We start from the raw sequence: 20,309 nt of genomic DNA, 5'->3' as shown, positions 1-20,309 counted from the left end.
TGTCGGTGGCGGGACGCGCCGGCACCGCGGAACCCCGCGGGCAGGGTCCGCCCGGGGAGGCCCCGTGACCACCGACCGCGACCCGCTCGCCGTGCGCGCGAAGGTGCGCGCCTTCGCGCTCACGCTCCCCGGCTCGGCCGAGGAGTTCCCCTGGGGCGAGAGCGTCGTCAAGGTCGGCAAGAAGGTCTTCGGCTTCCTCGGCGCCGGCGACGGGAGCCACCCGCCCGGCATCAACGTCAAACTCAAGGACCCCCGGCTCCACGAGCACGCCCTGTCGGTCCCCGGCGCCCAGCCCTCGGGTCACGGCCCGGGCGGGGCAGGCTGGGTCTCCGTCCCCCTCACCGGGGACGCACCCGCCGTGGAGGTGCTGTGCGACTGGGTCGAGGAGAGCTACCGCGTGGTCGCCCCGAAGCGGCTCGTCACGGAGCTGGACGCCCGTTAGGCTCCGGCGTCGCGCCGATCACGGCGGCGGTCTCCTCGTCGAGCGGATAGGGCCGCTCCCGCGGCAGCAGCGCGGCGGCCGCCTCGCGGTCGCCGGAGCGCACGAGCTCGTGGACGCGGTGGGCGAGCACCGTGACGTCACGGACGCCGACGATCCAGTGGTCGGCGTAGTCGCGCGTCGCGCGGCCGGTGAGCCCGAGCTGCAGCGAGCGGTACGGCAGCGGACGCAGAAGGAGGTCGCGCTCCGGGTCCCACTGGACCCGGACCTGCGTGCTCCGCACGCGCTCGGCCCAGGTCTCACGGTCGGGGTACACCGAGCGGTCGAAGTGCGACAGGCAGGCCCGGCGGAGCGCCGAGCCGAAGCCGTCGCGGCTGATGTCGAGGGCGAGCACCCGCTCCTGCCCCTCCTTACGGCCCCAGCCGCTGCGGTACATCATCCACAGGAAGGACGGCTTGATCCACGTCATCCGGGAGCGGCTCCAGCTCTCCGGGAAGCGGCCGTGAAGCGCGGTGTGGTCGCCGATCGCTGGGCGGTACGCCTGATAGACCGTCACGGTGTCGTCGGTGTACGCGGCCCTGATCATCCGCCGCGGCATCTCGGTGTTCTCCATGATGCGGGCATCCTGCCCACGGCGTCCGCCCTCGCGCCACGGGTTTTACCCTGGTCCGACCCCGGCGGCGGGCCGTGCGATGCGGAGCACCGGTACCTCGCCTAGCCTGGAATCCCGAGCCGCCATCGGTACGGAGGGCCCGGCGAACCGCACCGCACCCTGGTGGGAGGTACGCGGTGGGCACTGTCTCCTTTCTCATCGTCATCGTCATCGTCACGGCCCTCGCCTTCGACTTCACCAACGGCTTCCACGACACGGCCAACTCCATGGCGACGTCGATCGCCACGGGCGCCCTCGCGCCCCGGGTGGCCGTGGCCGTGGCCGGTGTGCTGAACCTGCTGGGTGCCTTCCTGTCCACCGAGGTCGCCAAGACCATCTCCAACGGCATCGTCGACGACGCCCGGGTGTCCGCCGCGATGATCTTCGCCGGGCTGGTGGGGGCCATCCTGTGGAACCTCGTCACCTGGCTGCTCGGCCTGCCCTCCAGTTCCTCGCACGCGCTGTTCGGCGGGCTCATCGGCGCGGTCTGGGTGGGCGCGGGCGCGTCCGCCGTCAACGCGGGCGAGGTCCTGGAGAAGATCGTCGTCCCGGCGGTCGCCTCACCGGTCGTGGCCTGCGTGGTCGCGATGCTGGCCACCTACCTGGCCTATGTGATCACCAGACGGACCCGGGGCGACAGGGTGAAACGGGGCTTCCGGGCCGGCCAGGTCGGCTCCGCCTCGCTCGTGGCGCTCGCCCACGGCACCAACGACGCGCAGAAGACGATGGGCGTCATCACGCTGACGCTCATCTCCGGGGGCCTGCTCGCGCCCGGCACCGGCCCGCCGTGGTGGGTGGTGCTGAGCGCCGGGCTGGCGATCGCGCTCGGCACGTACATGGGCGGCTGGCGGATCATCCGCACCATGGGCAAGGGACTGACCGACATCCAGACCCCGCAGGGCTTCGCCGCGGAGACCAGCGCGGCCTCCGTGATCCTCGCTTCCTCGCACATGGGCTTCGCGCTCTCCACCACCCAGGTCTGCACCGGCAGCATCCTGGGTGCCGGACTGGGCCGCAGACTCGCCCACGTGCGCTGGGGAGTCGCCGGGCGGATCGCGGTGTCCTGGGTGCTGACGCTCCCGGCGGCGGCGGCCGTGGGCGGGGTGGCGGCCTGGGTCGCGGACCACGGCGACCTGGGCGTCGCGCTGGTGGCGGGTGTGGCCGTCGTCGCCGCGGCGGGGTTCTACCTGCTGTCGCGGCGCCGCCCGGTGAACGCGGACAACGTCAACGACGCGCGGGCCGGTGCGCCGGAGCCGAGCCCCGCCGGCCAGTCGTCCCCGTAGCGGTGAGGAGGGGATCCGCATGGACGTCAAGTGGGGCAACCTCGGCAGCGTGTTCGGGGCCAGCCTCGGCATCACGATCGCCGTCGTGGTGATGTTCTCGCTGGGTGTCGCCGCATGGGGCCGCGCCGGCAGCGGCCCGCGCGACGGGCAGCCGCGCGCCGGGCAGGAGAAGGCGGCCCTGGCCGTGGCGGCCCTGTGCTTCGCGGCGTGCCTGGCGGTGGCGGCCTACGGGATCGACGTGATCGTCCCGGGCTGAGGCGGACGGCCCCGGCCGCCCCGCCCGGCCGCTACCGCGGGTAGAGCTGGAACACCACCGCCGGACGGCCCCCGAAGCGCCACGCCGCGATCTCCAGGCCGCGGCCGACGACTTCGCGCGCGTAGTCGGCCGTTCCCGGTCGCTGAGCGCCGGGACGTACCCCGTTCACGGCGGTCAGGTCGCACCGGGGTCCCGCGCAGTGGGTTCCTCCGCAAGGCGCTTGAGGGCGCAACCAAGTGGTTGCACGTCGCGCGATCCGGCGTCCGTCAGTCCGTGAGCAGGGCCTCCCGCAGGTCGGCGATCAGGGCGTCGTCCGTGCCGAGTCGCGCGCGGGCATAGCCCTCGACGGAACCGTGCTCGGCGGTCAGGCCGGCGAGGAAGATCCGCATCGCGTCGGCGGGTGCCCGTCCCCAGCCGGACCAGCGCAGGCTCCGCTCCGGGTTGGCCGCCGTCCAGTCCGCGAGCAGACGGGCGGTCGCCAGCTCGCTCAGCGCGTAGTCGGCGACGATGTCCTCCTCCGGCACCCCCAGCAGCCCGAGCACCAGCGCCGCCAGCAGACCCGTGCGGTCCTTGCCCGCCGCGCAGTGGAAGACCAGGGGTCCATTGCCCTCCGCGGCGATCAGCTCCAGCGCCCGCGTCAGTTCCTTGACGCCGTCGGCGGCGACCTCCGCGTGCAGCCGCGCGTAGAAGGCGGTCGTCTCGACCTCCGGCCCGAACGCGGTCTGGTCATAGGGCCGGTGCTCGATGCTGAGGTTGTGGTAGGCGACCCCGGTGGCCTCCGGGACACGGCCCTTGGCCTCGATCTCGAAGGGGTAGCGCAGGTCGATGACCGTACGCACCCCGAGGCCGGTGAACCGCTCCAGGTCCGCGCCCCCGAGCTTCGAGAGCGCGTCGGAACGGTAGAGCCTCCCCCAGCGCACGGCGCGGCCCTCGGCCGTGCGGTAGCCGCCCAGGTCACGGAAGTTGTGCAGACGCTCGAACGCGATGTGTCGCCCCATGGGGGGACCCTACGGGCCGGCCGTCCGCTTCAGAAGATCGCCTGCCCGGGGACGAGGATCCCCCGGGGGTCGTAGCGCCGCCTGGCGGCCGCCAGGGCGGGCCACGCGGAGCCGAAGTGGACGCGCCAGTCGGCACGGCCGAACGGGACGGAGCCGACCGGGTACTGCGTGCCGCCGGCCGCCCGGGCGGCCTCGAACGCGGTCCGGTTGGCGGCCAGGAGGCGGTCGACCGTCGCGGTGTCCTGCGGCGGGGTGGTGCGCAGCACGGCGAGCAGGTACGGGACCGGGTCCTGGCCGGCCCGCAGCAGGGGCCGGTGCAGGTGCTCGCGCAGCAGCGGGTAGAGGAGCACGACGCCGGGGCCGAGGTCGGCGGGCGTGAGCGCGTCGAGGATGCCGCCGGCCACGGCGGCCGCCTTCTCGCCGGGGATGAGCAGGTTGAGCCAGGGGTGGGCGAAGTCCCACAGGCCGGCGGCCTTGAGTGCCGCCACCGAGGGGGCCAGCCGGTCGAGGAAGTCGAAGTAGCCGAGGTCCTCGGTCTGCACGCCCGCGGCGTCGTGGCGCAGCCCCGCCAGCAGCGCGGCGTCGTCGGGCGCGGCGTCGTAGGAGACGGCCTCCAGGACGTAGCCGCGGAAGGCTCCGTTCGCGTCCGGGACGACCTGGCCCTCCACGTAGCCGAACCGGCCGTCGGTGACGAGCAGTCGCTGGTCGGCGAGGAAGGTCCCCAGGTCGTGGTACGGCAGCAGATAGTGCCGGACCGTCGTCGGGGCCTTCACCAGGCGCAGCGTGGCGGAGACGATGACGGCGCACTGGCCCAGGCCCGCCAGCACCGCCTCGAACAGGTCCCGGTGCCGCGACGGGGAGCAGCGCACCAGTTCGCCCGCGCCGGTGACGACCTGCAGTTCGGTGACGTTGTCGACCTGCGCGCCGTGGTGGTGGCTCTGGCCGCCGAGTCCGCCGACGGACAGCGTGCCGCCGACGGAGAGTTCGAGGTAGTCGGTGAAGACGGGCGGCGTGAGGCCGTGCGCGAGGGTGGCCCTGGTGACGTCGCTCCACTTGGCCCCGGCGCCGACGGTGACGGTACGGCTGCGCGGCCCGACCGGGCCGATGTGCGCCAGCGGTGTGGTCTCGACGACCAGGCCGCCGTCCACCTGGGCCTGGCCGGACGTCCCGTGGCCCTGGCCGCGCGGCGCCGCCTTCAGGTTGTGCCGGTTGCAGAAGCGCACCATGGCGACCACGTCGTCCACCGACCCCGGCCGCAGCACCGCGGCCGGCCTGCGGTGCACGATGTGCCCGAAGTCGTCCGCGGCGGCGCCGAGCGAGGCGTCGTCGGTGAGCAGCGTCCCGTCCAGGTGGGGCAGCCCCACCAAGGCGTCGTCCGCCCGGTCCGCGGCCGTCCCGGCAGCGGCCCAGCTTCTGCCGATCGGGTCGAAGCCGACGACCGCGGCACCCGCGGCCGTCGCCGCCGTCCGCAACATGGCACGCCTGGACGGAAGTCGGGACATGCGCGCTCCCCCTGAACGGGTCGGTTCACGGTGCAACAATTGGCGATTCTAGGCCTGGTTGCGCCCTGTCGGCGGGAAGTCGCTCAATCCCGTGGGGGCCACCCGCCACGCGGACCGACCGGTCGCCGGGCGGCCCGCCGAGCGGGCCGCCCGAGTGATCATCCGAGCGAGTTCCACCGGGAGTCGGTCGCGGCGGCCACGAGCTGGTCCATGCTCAGGGCGGGTGCGGAACGGGTGGGGGGCCGGTGGTAGGCGCCGGAGTTGAGTTCCGCGATGACGACCCGCAGACCGTCGGGACGCAGGGTGTCGGCCTTCCACTGCCGGATCCCCGCTCCGCCCTTGTCGCCCCGTCCCTTCTCGGTGTCCACCAGGGTGCCGTCCGGCAGGGTCTCGGGATTCGAGAAGCGCAGGTCCCCGGTGCGCTCCGGGTCCCAGTGCTGGACGTTGACCTCGACCAGAGTGGCCCCGTGGCCGTCGTCCACGGTGACGTGGGCGTAGCCCTCCTCGCCGACCGGCTGCGTGATCTTCAGCCCTGACGGCATGACCGCCTTGAGGCGCTCGAGGATCTCCTTGCCGCTCACCTCACCCGATCCCGCGGCGGGCTCCTCCGGCGTGGCCGACGGGTCGGGGAACGAGGCGAGCACCCGCTTCCACTCCGGTGCGCCCACCAGGGCGGCGAGTTGGGCCGCGCTCAACGGCGGGTGGTCCCGGGTGGTGTGCTCGGCCTTCTGCTCGGTCGCGTTCCACTCGTCGACCGCGATCACGAAGCCGTCCAGGGTGGTCAGGACGGCCCGCCAGTTCTCGGGCCCCTCGCGTTCGTCCTGGTACTCCCAGGTCTTGAGGACCACCAGCACCGACCCGTTCGCGAGTTCCGTACGGGTGCAGGCGCTGCCCTGCTTCATGGTCGTGAGGTCGGGACAACGCGTGAGGTCCCGACCCGGCGTGGCGCGGCTGAGGTCGACGGCGATCGTCGAGGCGCCTCGGCCGTCGTCCCAGAGGACCTGGGCCCTGGGCCACATGTCCGCCGCGGGTCCCGTGTCCGTGGCGTGCCCGCTGAGGATCCTGCCCTCGGGGAGGAGGCCTTCGAAGAGGGCGAGCATCTTCCGGTCGGAGGGCGTCTCGGACCCCCATCCGGGGTTGGGGTCCGTCACCGCCGCCGCGGGGCCGGTGCTCTGTGCGTCCCCGCGCGGTACGACCAGCGCGGCCGTCATCCCCGCGGCCGCCACCGCGGCGACGGTACCGGCGACGGCGGCCGTCCGGCGACGGCGGGATCGCCGGCCCCGGGTGTGGGCGGTCGCGACCAGGGCGCCGCCGTCGGTGCTGAAGGTGGCGCCGGTGCGCCGCAGTGCGGCGCCGAGGTCGTCTTCGAAGGGCATGGTGGACCACCGTCCGGAGGAGAAGGGCAAGAGGAGGGAAGAGAGGGCGAGAGGGGGGGTCAGTAGGTGGAGACGAGTTCCGCGAGGCTGTCGCCGAGCAGTTCGCGGAGCTTGGCGAGGGCGCGGACCGAGCGGGTGCGCACGGCGCTGGAGCTGGCCCGCATGGCGTCGGCGGTCTCCTCGATGCTGCGGTCCTCCCAGTAGCGCAGGACCACGACCGCCCGGTCCTTGGGTGGCAGCCGGGTCAGCGCGTCGAGGAGGGTGAGCCGCAGCAGCGCGGTGTCACTGTCGGAGCCGTCGGCGCCCGCGGGCACGTCGGGGAGTTCCCCCGTGGGGGACTCGCCGCTGCTGCGCCGCCGCCGGTGGGTCAGGAAGGTGCGGACGAGCACGGTCTGGGCGTAGCCGGCGGGGTTGCCGACCCGGGACACCCGCCGCCAGGTGACGTACAGCTTGCCGAGGGTCTCCTGCACCAGATCCTCGGCGAGGTGGGTGTCACCGCCGGTGAGCAGGCACGCCGACCGGAAGAGGTGTCCCGCGCGGCTCGCCGCGAAGTCCAGGTACTCCTTTGTACGGTCCTCGTGCATGCCCCACCCCGTTGTCGTCCGGCACCGCCCTCACCTCACTGACGTCGTGAGGGCGGGAAAATGTTGCACCGCCACAGCAGGAGCACGGGGAGCAGGAGCGGAAGCGCCGCGAGGGCGAACAGCGGTCCCGGCCCCGACCAGTGCGAGCCCAGGGCCCAGAGGCCGAAGAGCAGCAGCGACCCGGCCTCGGAGCCCAGGCCGGCCAGGGAGGTGACCGTCGCGCGGGTGCGGTCGGTGATGCGCTCCTGGAGGGCGGCGTCGGCGGCGGTCGTCGCCCAGTCGAGGACGCCGAAGGCCAGGGCCACCAGGGCCACGCCCGCCGGATGCGCGCCTGCCGCGCCCGCGGCCAGGCAGACCGCGGCCGCCACCGGCGCGAGCGGCGCCCAGCGCGTTCCGCGACCGGCGAGCCAGCCGCCGGCCACGGCTCCCGCGGTCACCAGGAGGACGAGCAGGGGGACGTGGGACGCCCGCACGCCGGTCGCCTGAGCGAGCAGGGGGACGTACTCGTCCAGCGCGGTCGCACCGGCCAGCAGGGAGACGACCGCCACCATGCGCCCGGCGCCGGGGGTGTGCCGGGCCTGGCCCAGGGCCTCGCGCAGCAGCCCGGTGTACGAGGCGGCTGCACCGGCCTCGGCGGGGGCGGCCGCCCGGGCACGGGGCTCCGGCAGCGCGAGGGCGGAGGCGGCGGTCAGCACGGTGACCGCGACGCTGGCGAGTCCGACGGCGCGGACGCCGCCGGCCGCGAGAAGCGGCCCGGCCAGCGCGGTCGCGACCAGGGCCGCCGTGGTGCCGAGTGCCTGGGCCCGGCCGGTGAGGCGGGCGTAGGCGTGGCGGGCGCCGACACGGTTCAGCTCCTCGTGCACCAGGGCCTGCAGCGCCCCGGAGCGCAGCGCGGACCCGGCGCCCCACAGGACGAATCCGGCCGCGAAGGACGCGTAGCACGGCCACAGCGTCCACAGCGTGAAGCCCGCCCCGGCCAGCAGGGGCGCGACGAAGAGCAGGGCGCGCCGGGAGAAGCGATCGGCCCACACGCCCGAGGGCACCTCGAGCAGGAACGCCGTGAGCGACCACACGGCGAACAGCGAGGAGATCCCGGCCTCGGACAGCCCGGCGCCGGCGAAGAGCACCGCGTACACCGGGTAGAGCGGGATCAGGTCCTCGAGGAAGGCGTAGGCGTAGAGCCTGCGCGCCAGAGGGGACTCCGGTGAGGATCAATGTCGCCATGTCATGGGACGAGCGTAGCCGGGTACGAACCGAATGAGGAGGCGTTTTCCATGCGTATGGGACGTACCGGGAATGAGCCCCTGCGGGCTCGCAGCGCATTGCGGACGCGGCTCGCGCTGGCGGCCTTCGGGCTGGCCTGGGCGATCGCGGGGACGGTTCTCTTCGCGGAGCTCGGGCGCACCGGGTGGGCCGTGTTCTTCGGCCTGCTGGCGCTCGCCGCGGCCATCGATCTCGTCGTGATCGTGCGGCACATCCGCCAGGGCGCGCACTGGCAGCCGGGTCGCGACGTCCCGCCCTACGAACCGCTCCGCAAGCGCTGAGGCACGACCGCGGCGCCGGAACGCCGTGCGCACGGCCGGCCACGCAGGGGTACCCACGGGCACGCAAAGGCCGAGGGCCCGGTGCTTTCGCACCGGGCCCTCGGCTTCAGTAGCGGGGACAGGATTTGAACCTGCGACCTCTGGGTTATGAGCCCAGCGAGCTACCGAGCTGCTCCACCCCGCGTCGTTGAACAGAACCTTACGGGGTCTCGGCGCCAGGACCAAATCCATATCCGGTCAGGCTTCCGGGGCTGTGGTCCCAGTCCCTCCGTGGCGCTCACCTTTCCGGGGGCCCAGCAGCGGATCGACACACCTCGCGAGCACCTCCAGGATGTGCTGTTCACCGCCCACCACACACAGGTCGTCGGTGCCCCCAGCCGGGCCGGGGGAGATCGGTCGGGTCCTCGCCCTGACACAAAGCGCACTGTCGATCGACATAGGCCTTCTCCGGTGAGCCACGACTCCGTCTCCCGGCGCGTGCGCGCACCGCTCGCCCTCAGCCGGGTCGCCCGCCTCCGTCGATCCGGTCCAGCACCGCCATGAGCTCGTCGCAATAGGTGCGGAACATGGACTGCTCCAGCGGCGTCACGACGCCCATGCGGTTGTGCACCATGGGGTTGCGGACCTTTGCGAGCAGGGCGAACCGCACCTCCCAGTAGGCCTTGTCGCGACCGAGAAGTTTGCCGAAGACATCCCAGTGGGAGGCCATCAGGTCGTACAGGTCCCGTGGATAGGTGAAGTCGAGAAGACGGCCGGATGCGCGGTCACCGTATGTACGCAGCTCGCGGTCACGAAGCTCGGCGCAGCGGTCCAGGAGCGGCGCGACCTTGGGGCCGCGGGCCTTACGCAGACCGCCCTCCCAATCCTCGCCGTAACGTGCGATGAATCCGCTCTCGACGAGGTCCCGAACGCGCTGCTCGACCGCCATCCAATTGTCCCAGTGCCCGAGGCTGCGTCCGATGACGGTCAGATAGTGCTGAAAATCCTCGGAGAACGCGCGGTAGGTATCTCCCCGAACGACCAGCAGCCCCTGCTGCAGAAGGATCTGGGCGTCCTCCGGCGTCACCTCCAGTTGCGGGCCGAGCACGACCTCGAGAATCGCCCGCAAGCGTCCGTCCGTCCGCAGCAGGTCCTCGAGGTCCCGGTAGTAGTACTGGAACTCCGCAGGCAGCGGCGTGGCGTGGCGATCTATCGCCACCTTGAGGGATCCGCCGGGGACGCCGGCGGAGCACACGCGGTCGAGCAGAACACTCGCCAGGTACGGGTGCCCGCCCGTCAGCTCGGCCAGCCGGTCAACCGGCCCGGGGGCCTCAGCGGCACGTGAAGCCAACTGGGCGAGCTCATCGTCCTCGAAACAGGTCAGGAAGACCGAGCGGAAGATCCCGGCGAAGGTGGACTCGTCAGGATCGGCCATATCCACGATGTCCCGCAATTCACGGCGCGATGTGGTGACGAGACCGATGTTCCAATCCAGGTTGTAGGCCATCTCGCGAAGCGCCTGGAAGGTTCCGGGCTCGGCCCGGAAGACCTCGCGGGCCGCGTCGAATTCATCGAGCACGAGCACCACACGCCAGTCGCGGCGACGCACCAGTCGCAGGAACTCCTGGGTCTCCAACTGAACTTCGAGCCACGGGACGCCCTCGGCGAGAGCGCGGTCACGGGCACGGACGAGACGTCGGTCTCCAGCGCATTCGGGAGCCGCCTCCTCCATCAGCTCCCAGACTTCGTCGACGAGACGGCGCAACACCTTCGTGATGCCCCCCTGGGTGCGGACGTTCATCCACACCGGCAGCAGCCTGGGGTACGTCTGCCGGGCTTCGGGACGCATGAACAGGTGATAGGCGAGTGAGGACTTTCCGATGCGAGGCGGTCCGATGATCGCGGTCGCCCCAGCGACCGGCTGTTCGAGGACTCGCTCCCGCACGATGCGAAGTTCCTCGGCGCGACCCACGTGCGCATCGCCGTACACGGGGTGGCCGACCGTCGCGAACGGGTTGACGGACCACCTCCCCTGGAGGGCGGACTGCGATGTGTCCGACATGCGCTCACGCCCTCCTGTGGGACAGCCACTCGGCGAACAGTCCGACCTTGATCCGGAACCTTCCCTCCGACGCCTGCTCGATCACGTCACGACGCAGCAGGTCCTCTATCACGCGTTGCCCGTCGGTGAGTTCACGCGCCCTGCGGCCGTCGAGGTACACGTCCTTGCCCACACCCTCAAGGGCGCCCTTCAGTACAGCGAGTACCACGTCGCCCCGCAGCTCGCTCACGTCCGCGTCGCCAGGAGTCAGAAGGTTGTCGAATTGCTCCTGCGGCAGTGCGCGTTCCCCGCGCACCAACGAGGCCGCGACGGCGTCCACATGTGCGGGACCGATAAGGGGCTGGCGCAGTCCGTTCATGTGCTGGACCAGACGGTTGCAGAAGAGCTGGATGTAGTACGGGCTACGCGCGGTCAGTTCGACCACACGCTGCACGGAGTCGCCTCGGTAGCGGCTCTCCCCACCGGGCAGCGCGATGGGCTCGGTGATGAGTGCCTCCGCGGAATCCTGGTCAAGGTAGGAGACAGGTTCCTGGCGGGCCACCTGGAACTCGTTCGGGAAAGCCTTGAGGAAGCGAGGCATCAAGTCGTTGCCCACCACGACGCTCGAGAACATCTTGCCCTCGAGCATGGCCTTCCACGACTTCATGAACTCCCGCGGCAGCACACCACGTTCGATTGCCGAATACAGCACTGTGAACTCGTCCAGAAGCAGTACGAGGCGCCAGTTCCGGTAGGCCTCGCTGCGGCGCATCCGCTGCCGCATGTCGTACATGTACTCATCGAAGTGGAGGTTCGGGGTGCCGCTGTCGATGAACGCGGTGAGGCTGGGGCGGTCCAAACCCAGCGCCGGGTGCCCGGCGTCTTCCAGCTCCTCCAGCCGGCGGTGGAACGCGGTGGCGATGAGAAAGTACAAGGTCCCGTGGTCGATCTTGCTGGCGATCTCGAGAAGGCTCAGCTTCGCGGCCAACACCGGCGGCGCGAGTTCTTCCTGCAGATGGTGCAGGACGGACGACTTGCCGACCCGTTTCTGTCCGTAGATGACCACACACGTCGCGTCGGCACGGTGGAAGGTGTCCACAAGGATCGCGAGCAGCGCGTCGCGCCCGAAGAACATCCGGCGGTCCTGGACGGGAGCGCCCTCGGCGTACGGATTGTGGATGGCCTCCCACCGCTGAGCGTCGCTGAGCTGCAGAGACAGAGTGCTGACCTCGCTGGCGAGGACGCGTTCGGAGCGCGAGGAGTACTCCAGTCGAAACCGCAGCGTCGCGAACTGCTCGCGGATGGCCTTCGGTGTCACTGTCAGCGATACCGTGCAGGTCTCGGTTTGCTCGTCTCTCAGCGTGTGCGCGACCGGGACGGCGGTCTCGACCGGCTCATAGTCCTCGTCGTTGCGCAGAACGCGCAGCTGCACCCCGCCCGCCGGGGAGCGGTGCGCAGGATTGGTCACCGACAGTTGCACCTGGATGACGTTCGCCGCGTCCGGGGTGTAGGCGGACAGCACTTCCTTGACCGCGAGGTCGGTCGGCTCGGCGGCCCTCTGCACCTGCGCGAAGTGCTCGGTCAGCGCGCGGTCCACGTTGTTCAGCAGCGGCACGAGGTATTCGACGCTGAGCCGGGTCGGCAGCCGCTCGATGGTCGCCACCAGCTCGCGGATCGAGGTGCCAATGCGCGAGGAGAGCCGCTCCTGTTCGAGGTACGACGGCTGTTCCAGATATCCCCGCAGCTCCGCCAAGACCCCGGCCGCCTTGTTCAGCCGGTCCCGGTCCAGCGGCGGGGTGTACGCGGTGTCCGCAGCGCTTTCCAGGACACCCCGGTCCTCGGTCAGCGTACCCAGCGGTTCAGGGCGCTGCAGAAGCGCCTGCAGCATCGTGCGCTGCAGGTCCAAGAGACGGACGTGCGTACGCAGCGCCTGGTCCCACAAGGTCAGGTAGGCGTCCTGACTCGTGGACGCGGATGTCTCGCCCAGGAAGTCGCGCAACTCCCGGAAGAGGACGTCACGGATCTGGTTGTCACGGTAGGTGATCGACATGATCTCCCGCCGGACCCGCAGGGGAGACACCGAGAGAAGACCGACGAGGCCCATCGCAAGAGGCTTGTGGCGGCTCTTGTCCTCCATGACCCAGTGCGCACACTCCACGAACGTGTAGCGGCTCTTGGGCTCCTCCCAGCCGGGGTCCAGATAGGAGGCGACAAACTGCTTGACCTTCAACTCGCTCATGTTGTCCCAGCCACCGCCGAGAGCCACGGCCTCCGTGTAGTAGGAGCGGGTCACCTCGGGCGCGCGGCGTTCCGCGGCACACAGGTCGCCCATCGCCGCGCCGAAAGCCCGCAGGGAGCGCAGGAAGCGCGGATCGGTGGTCTGGCTGATGTCCCGCAGGATGCGAGCGGCGGACAGATTGAACTCGGCGCGGTCTGCCGGACGTGAAGTACCGAGACGCTCGATGAGTTTGGTCAGCTCCTGGACGTCCTGCTCACCGAGGGAGCCTTCCTGAATGCGTACTGCGGCAACTCCCGCGTACTCACAGCGGTTGAGGTGCATACGGATCACCGCGCTCAACGACTCGGACTGTTCGGGTTGCCACTCGCTCTTCGCGAGGAGTTCGTCCAGCTTGTCCCACAGCCCCGTACGGACGGCTTTCGTGACCGCGTCGTGGATTGAACGGAACTCGGGATTGCGCGGACCGTGCGCGAGGAGCCGCTCTGCGGCATCAGTGGCCCGCTGCTTGTCGCGCTGCCGCTGGTAGACGGCGACCAGGCGTTTGAGCAACCCGGTGCGGGTCTGGTTCGGGTGCTCGCCGCGCAGCAGTCCTTCCAGGAGGAGGGCCGCCTCCGGAAGTCGTTTGCGGTCGGTGAGGATCGTGATGATCATGTTCTGGTGCTGCAGGGTCTCCTGCACCACCGCCCCGGGCTCACGGAGGACCTCGAGGGCCTCGTCGCTGCGGTGGTAGCGGTGCAGTCCCCACGCAAGGGCGCGCCGCGCCCGCTCGTGGCCCGGATCCTCGGCGATCGCCTGACGGTAGAGAGCCTCCGCCTTCTTCCAGTCCTTCTCCTGGGTGTCCGCGTGCTGCGCCCTGGCGTACAAGGTGGTGTTGCGGGGGCGCGGTGCCTGCGCTTTCAACGGCTTCGCCGGCTGAGCGGGCCGAAGGGTCCCCACGGCGCGGCTTCGCTCGGCGGTCAGGGCTGTCAGCTCCGCTTCGGCATGCACGGCGATCCCCGAAAGGTCCGGATCGCCGGGGAAGTCCACCAGGGCGCTGCGGGCGATGGCAATCGCCGCGTCGAAGTTGCCTTGCTGGAATTGCCGTCGAGCCGTCTCCGTCTGGCGCTGGAGGTCCTTCGCTGTCGCGTGGGCCGTGCCGAGTCCAGGCTTGGGGCGCCCGTTGACCGCGGCCGGGAAGGGCGCGGTGGGCTGGGCATGGTGTGCGGCAGGAGGGTGCGTCACGGGTTGGGGCCCCGGAGCGGCGGACATGCCGCCGTCCGAGAGACCGAACTGTTGCGACGTCCCGGGGCTGAGCACGTCCAGGACGCGGCACAGGTCGCCCGGGGCCGGGGCCTGACGCACCAGTAGGGACTCCAATGGGGCGGCCCGCTCGGGGAACAACCTGCTCACCAGGTACAGCGCCGCTCTCGTCGCCACACGCCTGGGCTCGGGTCCCGCGTCCACGGCACCAGCGAGGGCGTGGACGGCATGGACCGTGTCCCCCGCGTAAGAAGCCTGGTCCAGGAGGGCTCGCAGAAGCCTGTCGTCGGTGGCCTCCGCCGGAGTCGCGCGCAGTGCCGCGCCAAGAGCGGCCATCGCGTCGCCGATGCGCCCGGCACGGGCCCGGAGCACCGCGAGATCCCATGCGTAACGCCCGCCAAGATGCGCGGCCTGTTCCATCCACGCTTCGGCCTGGCTCCGGGTCGCATCGACCTCGCGCCAGTCCAGCAGACTCAATGCGGCAAGGTGCAGCCCGGGCGGGTAGCCGCTGGCCTCCGAGGCGGCTGCCAGGTCGCGTATCGCGGCACTGGCCTTGCTCACGTCCTGTGCCACGCGGGCTGATTCCAGCCGGTTCTTGGCACGCGCGAGATGTTGCTCGACCGATTTGTGCATGGTGTAGCCGAGGTCGACCACTGGATCGCGCTTAAAAGACGGTTTGCTGAGCGTGAGCTTGAACTCGCCTGGGCCGAACTCCGCTTCCAGCGGTTCCCAGAGAGAGGTGTCCCGCCGCACCGCGGAGACACTGCCCGGCGGGGCCGATGCCGGTTCCGGTCCACCGTCCTGAGGGGTGTCGGCCGCACTCGGGCCGGACTCCGCCGGACTTGGAGCCCTCCCGACGGCTACCGCACCCGGCAGATCGCCCGCCACCGTTGGTATGTCGAGAACCTCGATCAGTTCGATGGCCTCCGCGCTCACCAGCGCCGGCCCCCGCTCGGTGGCCAGCACCACGCTGCCGTTGCCGATCTCGGCGAGCCGTCCGCGTGTGGAACGGCCACCGCCGAGGTGAACGATCACGTCCATGCCCACCGAGTAGTACTGCTGGATCATCCCCGCGTCCACATGAGAACGGTAGACCATACGACGTCATATGAGAGGCCTTATGTACATCAACCATCCTTCAGGCGGACAGTTTTGTGCGGACCACCCTCTCCCACGACGCGCGCATCAGGGAAGTCCGAAGACGGCTCTGCACACACGCCCGGCGAAGGGAGCGCCGCAAGCCGGATCCCCCCGGCGGCCGAGGGGCTCTCGGGCGGCGGACGGCCGGCCGGAAAACCACGGGCTCCGGCAGGCGTGCCCCGGACCTCCTCGCCAGCGGGGGGCCGCGGCCAGAACCGCGGCCGTCACGAGGTCGACGACCGGCACGCCGACAGCGCGGGCCGGGAGGCCCGGGAGTGCACGGCGGGCGTGACGGACATCGCGACGGGAACGGTCACTCGCTCCATGGGCCGGGCACCCCGTAAATCCGTTGCCGGGGGCCCCGTCCCGGCGTAGCTTCGGCCGCGGCCCTGCCACCGTCCGATTGGAGAAGGCCGTTGCTCTTCTGAGGTCCGGGACACCGTGCCCGCGGCGCCGAACCGGCGACCGCGCGGGCCGTTGTGCGACCTCGGCCGTGAGCAGCCGCCCTGTGCAGCGCCCGCCTTCCGGTGTCCCCGTGTGCCGATCTGTCGTCATTCACGAGCACCCCGGAGGACCACATGGGACATCCCACCCTGTCCATCACCTGCGTCGACCTGTCCTTCGCCTGGCCGGACGGCACTCCCGTCCTGGACGGCTTCCAGCTCGCCGTCGGCCCCGGCCGCACCGGCCTGATCGGGCTCAACGGCTCGGGGAAGTCGACCCTGCTCAGGCTCGTCGCGGGCGAACTGACCCCCACCGACGGCACGGTGCGTGTCGCCGGCGAGGTCGGGTACCTGCCGCAGGACGTCGTCCTCGACACCGCGCTGCGGGTGGACGAGGCCCTGGGCATCGCCGATGCGCGGGCCGCCCTGCACGCCATCGAGGCCGGTGACGTACGCGAGGAGAACTTCGCGGCGGTCGGCGACGACTGGGACGTGGAGGAGCAGGCCCGGGCCGGGCTGGACGGCCTCGGGCTGGGCCACGTCGGCCTCGACCGGGTCGTCGGCGAGCTGTCCGGCGGCGAGTGCGTCCTGCTGCGGCTGGCGGCCCTGCTGCTGCGCCGGCCCGACGTGCTGCTGCTCGACGAGCCGACCAACAACCTGGACCTGGAGGCCAGGCGGCGGCTCCACGAGGCGGTCGCGGGCTGGAACGGCGTGCTGGTGGTCGTCTCCCACGACCGCGAACTGCTCCGGCACGTCGACCGGATCGCCGAACTGCGCGACGGCGGGGTCCGCTGGTACGGGGGCGACATCGAGACCTACGAGGAGGCCCTGGCCGTGGAGCAGGACGCCGCCGAGCGCATGCTGCGCGTCGCGGAGTCCGATGTGCGTCGGCAGAAGCGGGAGTTGGCCGACGCCAACGTCAAACTGGCCCGGCGGGTCCGGTACGGGCAGAAGATGTACGACACCAAGCGGGAGCCGCGCGCCGTGATGAAACTGCGCAAGCGCAGCGCCCAGGTCTCGGCGGGCAAGCACCGCGTCCTGCACACCGAGCGGCTGGCCGAGGCGAAGGACCGGCTGGACGAGGCCGTCGAGGCGGTGCGGGACGACGACGAGATCCGCGTCGACCTGCCGCACACCGCGGTCCCCGCGGGCCGGACCGTGCTGACGCTGCGTTCGCTGCGGACGGCGTACGGGGCACCGGCCGGGGACCTGGAGCTGCGCGGCCCGGAACGGATCGCGCTGGTCGGCCGGAACGGCGCCGGGAAGACGACGCTGCTGCGGACGATCACCGGCGAACTGCCCCCGGCCGCGGGTGAGGCGCTGGCACATGTGCCGCTGCGCTTCCTGCCGCAGCGGCTGGACGTCCTGGACGACGAGCTGTCGGTCGTGGCCAACGTGGCGCGGTTCGCCCCGGAGGCCACGGGCAACCGCATCCGCGCGTCGCTGGCCCGCTTCCTGTTCCGCGGTGGGCGGGCCGACCAGGCGGCCGGTTCGCTGTCGGGCGGGGAGCGGTTCCGGGCCTCGCTCGCGGCGCTGATGCTCGCCCAGCCGGCGCCGCAGCTGCTCCTGCTGGACGAGCCGACGAACAGCCTGGACATGGCGAGCGTACGGCAGTTGACGACGGCGCTGGCCTCCTACGAGGGGGCGCTGATCGTGGCGAGCCACGACCTGGCGTTCCTGCGGGGCATCGGCGTCACGCGCTGGCTGCGGCTCGACACCGAAGGGCTGACGCTCGTAGAGCCGCTGTGACGGGTGCGGTGCCGTCGCCGGCGGCGGGGCGCCCCCCGGTGCCCCGCCGCCGGTGTCCGTGGGCCGCCCGGCGGCTCCGTCAGCGGTACAGCTTGTTGACGGCGGTCCGGGTGGTCTTCTTGAAGGCCTTCAGCGGGATCTGGTCGAGGGTGCCCATCTGGCCCCACTCGACGACGGTGACGGTGCGGCCGTCGCGGCCGATGCCGTACAGCCGGACGTTGTGCTCGGACTCGGGGGGTGCGACGTGCACGCCGTAGACGTGTGCGCCCTCCTCCACGGCGAGGCCGCCGAAGTCCTTCCAGTCGGCCTGTGAGCCCGGGTTCTGCGCCAGGAAGCGCGCGGCGCAGCCCCGCACGGACTTGCGGAGCTCGGCGGCGAGGTCGCGCGCGGCCTTGCTGTTCTTGGTCGTGAAGGTGACCTGCTGGGCGTTGGTGTCCAGTTCGGTCCAGAAGGAGCGGTGCGAGACGCCCTTGCGGGGCAGGCCGCGCAGCGTGCAGGCGGTGCCGCCCTCGGGCAGGCCGCTCTTGACCCGGTCCGCGTACCAGGGCGAGTCGGGGTACGGCGGCAGTTCCTTCGGCGCGAGGAACCTCGGTGCCGCGGTGGGCGCGGCGGTGGCGCCGGCCTCCGCGGAACCGGCGGCCAGGAGCGAGGTGGCCGCGACCGTGGACATCGCGGTCACGGCGGCGCGGCGGACGAGTGTGCTGTTCAAGGTGGTTCCCCCGTGGTCAGGTCGTGGACGAGGACCGCCGCCGACGGGCGGCGGTGCTGGTCCCAGCCTGCGCGGCGCCGTCACGGCCCGGCAACAGCGGCGGCGGCTTCCGGGACGCTGGAACGGTTGCGCGTACCCTGGCCTGGGGAGACGTGAGCGCCCTGGAACGGGCGGCCGGGACACGGGAAGGCGTCGGGGGCGCGGGACATGGGTGGTACGGCGGCGGGCAGCGAGCACTTCGCCCGGAATTTACGTGAGCTGAAGGACCGTTCGGGGCTGAGCTACGGGCAGTTGGCGAGCCGGCTGCACGTCAGCACCTCGACCCTGCACCGCTATTGCAACGGCGACGCCGTGCCGGCGGACTACGCGGTCGTGGAGCGTCTGGCGCGGTTGTGCGGCGCGGGGCCGGAGGAACTGGTCGAGCTGCACCGCCGGTGGGTGCTCGCGGACGCGGTCCGGCGCGTGGGCAACCGCGGGGTCGCCGGTGCCGGGGCGGAGCGCGGCGAACAGGGTGACGGCGGCGCCGGGGAGGGTGGGGGCGAGGACGGCACGGACGGCGGCGAGGACGCCGCGCCCGCCGGTGGCGTCCCCGCCGCACGGGCACCCTTGCCGGTGCCCGAAGCGGCCGCCGGGGCGGCGGCCCCGGTCACGCCCGCCGAACTCGACCCGATCGGGACCGTCCCGCCGCCGCGGCGGCCGCGCTCCTGGCGCCGCCGGCTGTCCCGGCCGGCCGTCACCGGTTCGGTGGCCGCTCTGGTGCTCACCGGCGCCGCGCTGGCGATGACCGACGGCGCCGGCGGCGAGGGCCCGCCGGCCCGTGCCGCCACCTCCTCCTCCGCGCGCCCCGGCGGCACGGACGTCACACCCCCTTCGCCCGGCGGTACGGGTACCGTCCCGGTGTCACCCGGCGCGTCCCCCTCCGGCCGGACCCCGTCCACCGGGCCGTCGGTGAAGGACACGAAGGCCGTTCCGCGCTCCCCCAGCGGTGGCACGGCCTCCCGTACCCCGGTGCCGGCGCGGCCGCTGGTCTGGAGCGTGCGCTCGCACGTCTGGGAGAACGGCTGCGGGCACCACTACCTCATCGACCGGCCGCCCGCTGACGTCCCTCCCCCGCCGCTCTCCCAGGACGCGCGTGCCTGGGCCACCGCCCTGGGCGCGGTGCACGGCGCCACGACCATCGTCGAGACCACGATCCGCGGGCGCGGGCCGGCCCCGGTGGTGGTGCAGGCCCTGCACATCCGCGTCGTCGAGCGCCGCGACCCGCCGCGCTGGTCCTCGTACTCGATGGACAACGGCTGCGGCGGAGCGCTGACGCCCGCCGAGTACGCGGTGGACCTCGACGCGGCCCGTCCGCAGCCGCAACCGCGCGACGGCAGCGACAGCGAGCACACCCTCCCCGTGGTGCGTCTGCCCTACCAGGTCTCCGCGCAGGACCCGCTGGTGCTCCGGGTGCACGCCCGCACGGTGCGCTGCGACTGCGACTGGTTCCTGGAACTGGAGTGGAGCGCGGGCGGCCGGTCGGGCACGGTCCGCGTCGACGACGGCGGGCGTCCCTTCCGCACCAGCGGCGTCAAGGGCCGCCCCGAATACGAGTACTGGTCCCCCGCGGGCTGGACCCGCAACTAGTACTCCAGCAGCATTTCGCTGTCTGACCTGCGGGTTTCGCTGGGCGGCTGGAGTGTAGCGGGTCGCGGTGTGGGCAGGGGCGGCCTCACGGAGACCGCCCCCGCACGACCGACGTCCCGCTACACTCCCGCCACCCGGCGGAAGACCAGGTCAGACAGCGAAACCCTGCTGGAGTACTAGGGCGTTTTCCGATAGAGAAGCTGGAGGCGGCGATCAAGGCGCTGGATGAGGCGCGCGCAGGGGGGCTGGAGAACGTCGTGTACGCGGAGCGCCCGCAGGTGGCCGGGGTGTACGACTACTTCCAGGACGACGATGTGCGTGGAACCGCCTCGGGCCGCACGCTTTCCGCATCCCCGCGTTCGGGCCGCGCCCCGACGTCAGGCGCGCCTGTATCGGCCCTCTACTGAACACATCCGTACACACGCGGCCACAACGCGGCCCGCGGCCCGGTCCCGTAGGGGGAGGCGGGACCGGACCGCGTGGTCTCGGGAGTACGCGTGGGGCGTCCTT

At 71.9% G+C, this 20,309-nt stretch carries 16 protein-coding genes and 1 tRNA gene; 6 read left to right on the top strand and 11 right to left on the bottom strand.

Translation table 11 applies throughout. The features are described from left to right. The first annotated feature begins 64 nt into the window (after nucleotides 1–64). Entirely contained in the window at nucleotides 65–442 is a 378-nt protein-coding gene (locus B085_RS0108240; protein ID WP_018558098.1) for an MmcQ/YjbR family DNA-binding protein, read from the top strand. Here the strand turns inward: B085_RS0108240 and B085_RS41735 are convergent. Continuing rightward, nucleotides 420–1,052, bottom strand: coding sequence for a DUF4291 domain-containing protein (locus B085_RS41735; RefSeq protein ID WP_018558097.1), 633 nt, complete (start codon nucleotides 1,050–1,052; stop codon nucleotides 420–422). The two genes, B085_RS0108240 and B085_RS41735, sit on opposite strands and share 23 nt — an antisense overlap. Nucleotides 1,053–1,228: 176 nt before the next feature. On the opposite strand from B085_RS41735, the gene B085_RS0108230 reads away from it, so the two are divergent. Continuing rightward, nucleotides 1,229–2,374 (top strand): inorganic phosphate transporter, encoded by a 1,146-nt coding sequence (locus tag B085_RS0108230; protein WP_018558096.1) that lies wholly within the window; start codon nucleotides 1,229–1,231, stop codon nucleotides 2,372–2,374. A gap of 19 nt (nucleotides 2,375–2,393) precedes the next feature. After that, nucleotides 2,394–2,630, top strand: a complete 237-nt coding sequence (locus B085_RS0108225; protein WP_018558095.1) for a hypothetical protein — start codon at nucleotides 2,394–2,396, stop codon at nucleotides 2,628–2,630. Nucleotides 2,631–2,661: 31 nt separating this feature from the next. On the opposite strand, the gene B085_RS49200 is transcribed toward B085_RS0108225, so the two are convergent. The 6 genes from B085_RS49200 to B085_RS41725 all read right to left on the bottom strand — a co-directional run bounded on the left by B085_RS49200 (nucleotide 2,662) and on the right by B085_RS41725 (nucleotide 8,226). Next, entirely contained in the window at nucleotides 2,662–2,799 is a 138-nt protein-coding gene (locus B085_RS49200) for a hypothetical protein (RefSeq protein ID WP_018558094.1), read from the bottom strand. Nucleotides 2,800–2,896: 97 nt separating this feature from the next. Then, nucleotides 2,897–3,628: a tyrosine-protein phosphatase gene (locus B085_RS0108215; protein ID WP_018558093.1), complete on the bottom strand. Its 732-nt coding sequence runs from the start codon at nucleotides 3,626–3,628 to the stop codon at nucleotides 2,897–2,899. Between the two features lie 29 nt (nucleotides 3,629–3,657). Further along, a complete protein-coding gene (locus B085_RS0108210) occupies nucleotides 3,658–5,130 on the bottom strand; it encodes an FAD-binding protein (RefSeq protein ID WP_026250795.1) in 1,473 nt (490 codons plus the stop codon). Between the two features lie 158 nt (nucleotides 5,131–5,288). Continuing rightward, a complete protein-coding gene (locus tag B085_RS41730) occupies nucleotides 5,289–6,506 on the bottom strand; it encodes a hypothetical protein (RefSeq protein WP_018558091.1) in 1,218 nt (405 codons plus the stop codon). A gap of 59 nt (nucleotides 6,507–6,565) precedes the next feature. Continuing rightward, nucleotides 6,566–7,090: a SigE family RNA polymerase sigma factor gene (locus tag B085_RS0108200; protein WP_018558090.1), complete on the bottom strand. Its 525-nt coding sequence runs from the start codon at nucleotides 7,088–7,090 to the stop codon at nucleotides 6,566–6,568. A 35-nt stretch (nucleotides 7,091–7,125) separates the two neighbouring features. Next, nucleotides 7,126–8,226 (bottom strand): MFS transporter, encoded by a 1,101-nt coding sequence (locus B085_RS41725; RefSeq protein ID WP_018558089.1) that lies wholly within the window; start codon nucleotides 8,224–8,226, stop codon nucleotides 7,126–7,128. Nucleotides 8,227–8,364: 138 nt separating this feature from the next. Here B085_RS41725 and B085_RS0108190 point away from each other — a divergent pair, with 138 nt between their 5' ends. Next, nucleotides 8,365–8,634, top strand: coding sequence for a DUF6343 family protein (locus B085_RS0108190; protein ID WP_026250794.1), 270 nt, complete (start codon nucleotides 8,365–8,367; stop codon nucleotides 8,632–8,634). Between the two features lie 110 nt (nucleotides 8,635–8,744). On the opposite strand, the gene B085_RS0108185 is transcribed toward B085_RS0108190, so the two are convergent. The 3 genes from B085_RS0108185 to B085_RS0108175 form a co-directional block, all read right to left on the bottom strand. Beyond that, nucleotides 8,745–8,818 (bottom strand) — tRNA-Met (locus B085_RS0108185). Between the two features lie 312 nt (nucleotides 8,819–9,130). After that, the gene (locus B085_RS0108180; protein WP_018558087.1) at nucleotides 9,131–10,675 is read right to left on the bottom strand and encodes an ATP-binding protein; all 1,545 of its coding nucleotides are present in this window, start codon (nucleotides 10,673–10,675) and stop codon (nucleotides 9,131–9,133) included. Nucleotides 10,676–10,679: 4 nt separating this feature from the next. Beyond that, on the bottom strand, nucleotides 10,680–15,200 hold the full coding sequence (locus tag B085_RS0108175; RefSeq protein ID WP_234018524.1) for a tetratricopeptide repeat protein: 4,521 nt from the start codon (nucleotides 15,198–15,200) through the stop codon (nucleotides 10,680–10,682). A 650-nt stretch (nucleotides 15,201–15,850) separates the two neighbouring features. On the opposite strand from B085_RS0108175, the gene B085_RS0108170 reads away from it, so the two are divergent. Beyond that, entirely contained in the window at nucleotides 15,851–17,464 is a 1,614-nt protein-coding gene (locus B085_RS0108170; RefSeq protein WP_018558085.1) for an ABC-F family ATP-binding cassette domain-containing protein, read from the top strand. A 79-nt stretch (nucleotides 17,465–17,543) separates the two neighbouring features. Here the strand turns inward: B085_RS0108170 and B085_RS0108165 are convergent, their stop codons facing one another. After that, complete coding sequence (locus B085_RS0108165) at nucleotides 17,544–18,173, bottom strand: hypothetical protein (protein WP_018558084.1); 630 nt, start codon at nucleotides 18,171–18,173, stop codon at nucleotides 17,544–17,546. A gap of 207 nt (nucleotides 18,174–18,380) precedes the next feature. Between B085_RS0108165 and B085_RS0108160 the strand changes: the two genes are divergently transcribed. Next, nucleotides 18,381–19,799 (top strand): helix-turn-helix domain-containing protein, encoded by a 1,419-nt coding sequence (locus tag B085_RS0108160; RefSeq protein ID WP_026250793.1) that lies wholly within the window; start codon nucleotides 18,381–18,383, stop codon nucleotides 19,797–19,799. The last annotated feature ends 510 nt before the right edge of the window (nucleotides 19,800–20,309 follow it).

It is taken from the genome of Streptomyces sp. BoleA5, from assembly GCF_000373665.1.
Taxonomy (GTDB): Bacteria; Actinomycetota; Actinomycetes; order Streptomycetales; family Streptomycetaceae; genus Actinacidiphila.
The sequence above is the reverse complement of the archived record's forward strand: the minus strand, read 5'-3'. Positions and strand labels throughout refer to the sequence as shown.

Bases quoted from the DNA above. Each gene is read 5' to 3' on its own strand.
- B085_RS0108180 (WP_018558087.1), bottom strand. From the start codon at position 10,675: ATGTCGGACACATCGCAGTCCGCCCTCCAGGGGAGGTGGTCCGTCAAC.
- B085_RS0108200 (WP_018558090.1), bottom strand. From the start codon at position 7,090: ATGCACGAGGACCGTACAAAGGAGTACCTGGACTTCGCGGCGAGCCGC.
- B085_RS41735 (WP_018558097.1), bottom strand. From the start codon at position 1,052: ATGGAGAACACCGAGATGCCGCGGCGGATGATCAGGGCCGCGTACACC.
- B085_RS0108215 (WP_018558093.1), bottom strand. From the start codon at position 3,628: ATGGGGCGACACATCGCGTTCGAGCGTCTGCACAACTTCCGTGACCTG.
- B085_RS0108160 (WP_026250793.1), top strand. From the start codon at position 18,381: ATGGGTGGTACGGCGGCGGGCAGCGAGCACTTCGCCCGGAATTTACGT.
- B085_RS0108210 (WP_026250795.1), bottom strand. From the start codon at position 5,130: ATGTCCCGACTTCCGTCCAGGCGTGCCATGTTGCGGACGGCGGCGACG.
- B085_RS0108175 (WP_234018524.1), bottom strand. From the start codon at position 15,200: ATGATCCAGCAGTACTACTCGGTGGGCATGGACGTGATCGTTCACCTC.
- B085_RS0108170 (WP_018558085.1), top strand. From the start codon at position 15,851: ATGGGACATCCCACCCTGTCCATCACCTGCGTCGACCTGTCCTTCGCC.
- B085_RS0108225 (WP_018558095.1), top strand. From the start codon at position 2,394: ATGGACGTCAAGTGGGGCAACCTCGGCAGCGTGTTCGGGGCCAGCCTC.
- B085_RS41730 (WP_018558091.1), bottom strand. From the start codon at position 6,506: ATGCCCTTCGAAGACGACCTCGGCGCCGCACTGCGGCGCACCGGCGCC.
- B085_RS0108190 (WP_026250794.1), top strand. From the start codon at position 8,365: ATGCGTATGGGACGTACCGGGAATGAGCCCCTGCGGGCTCGCAGCGCA.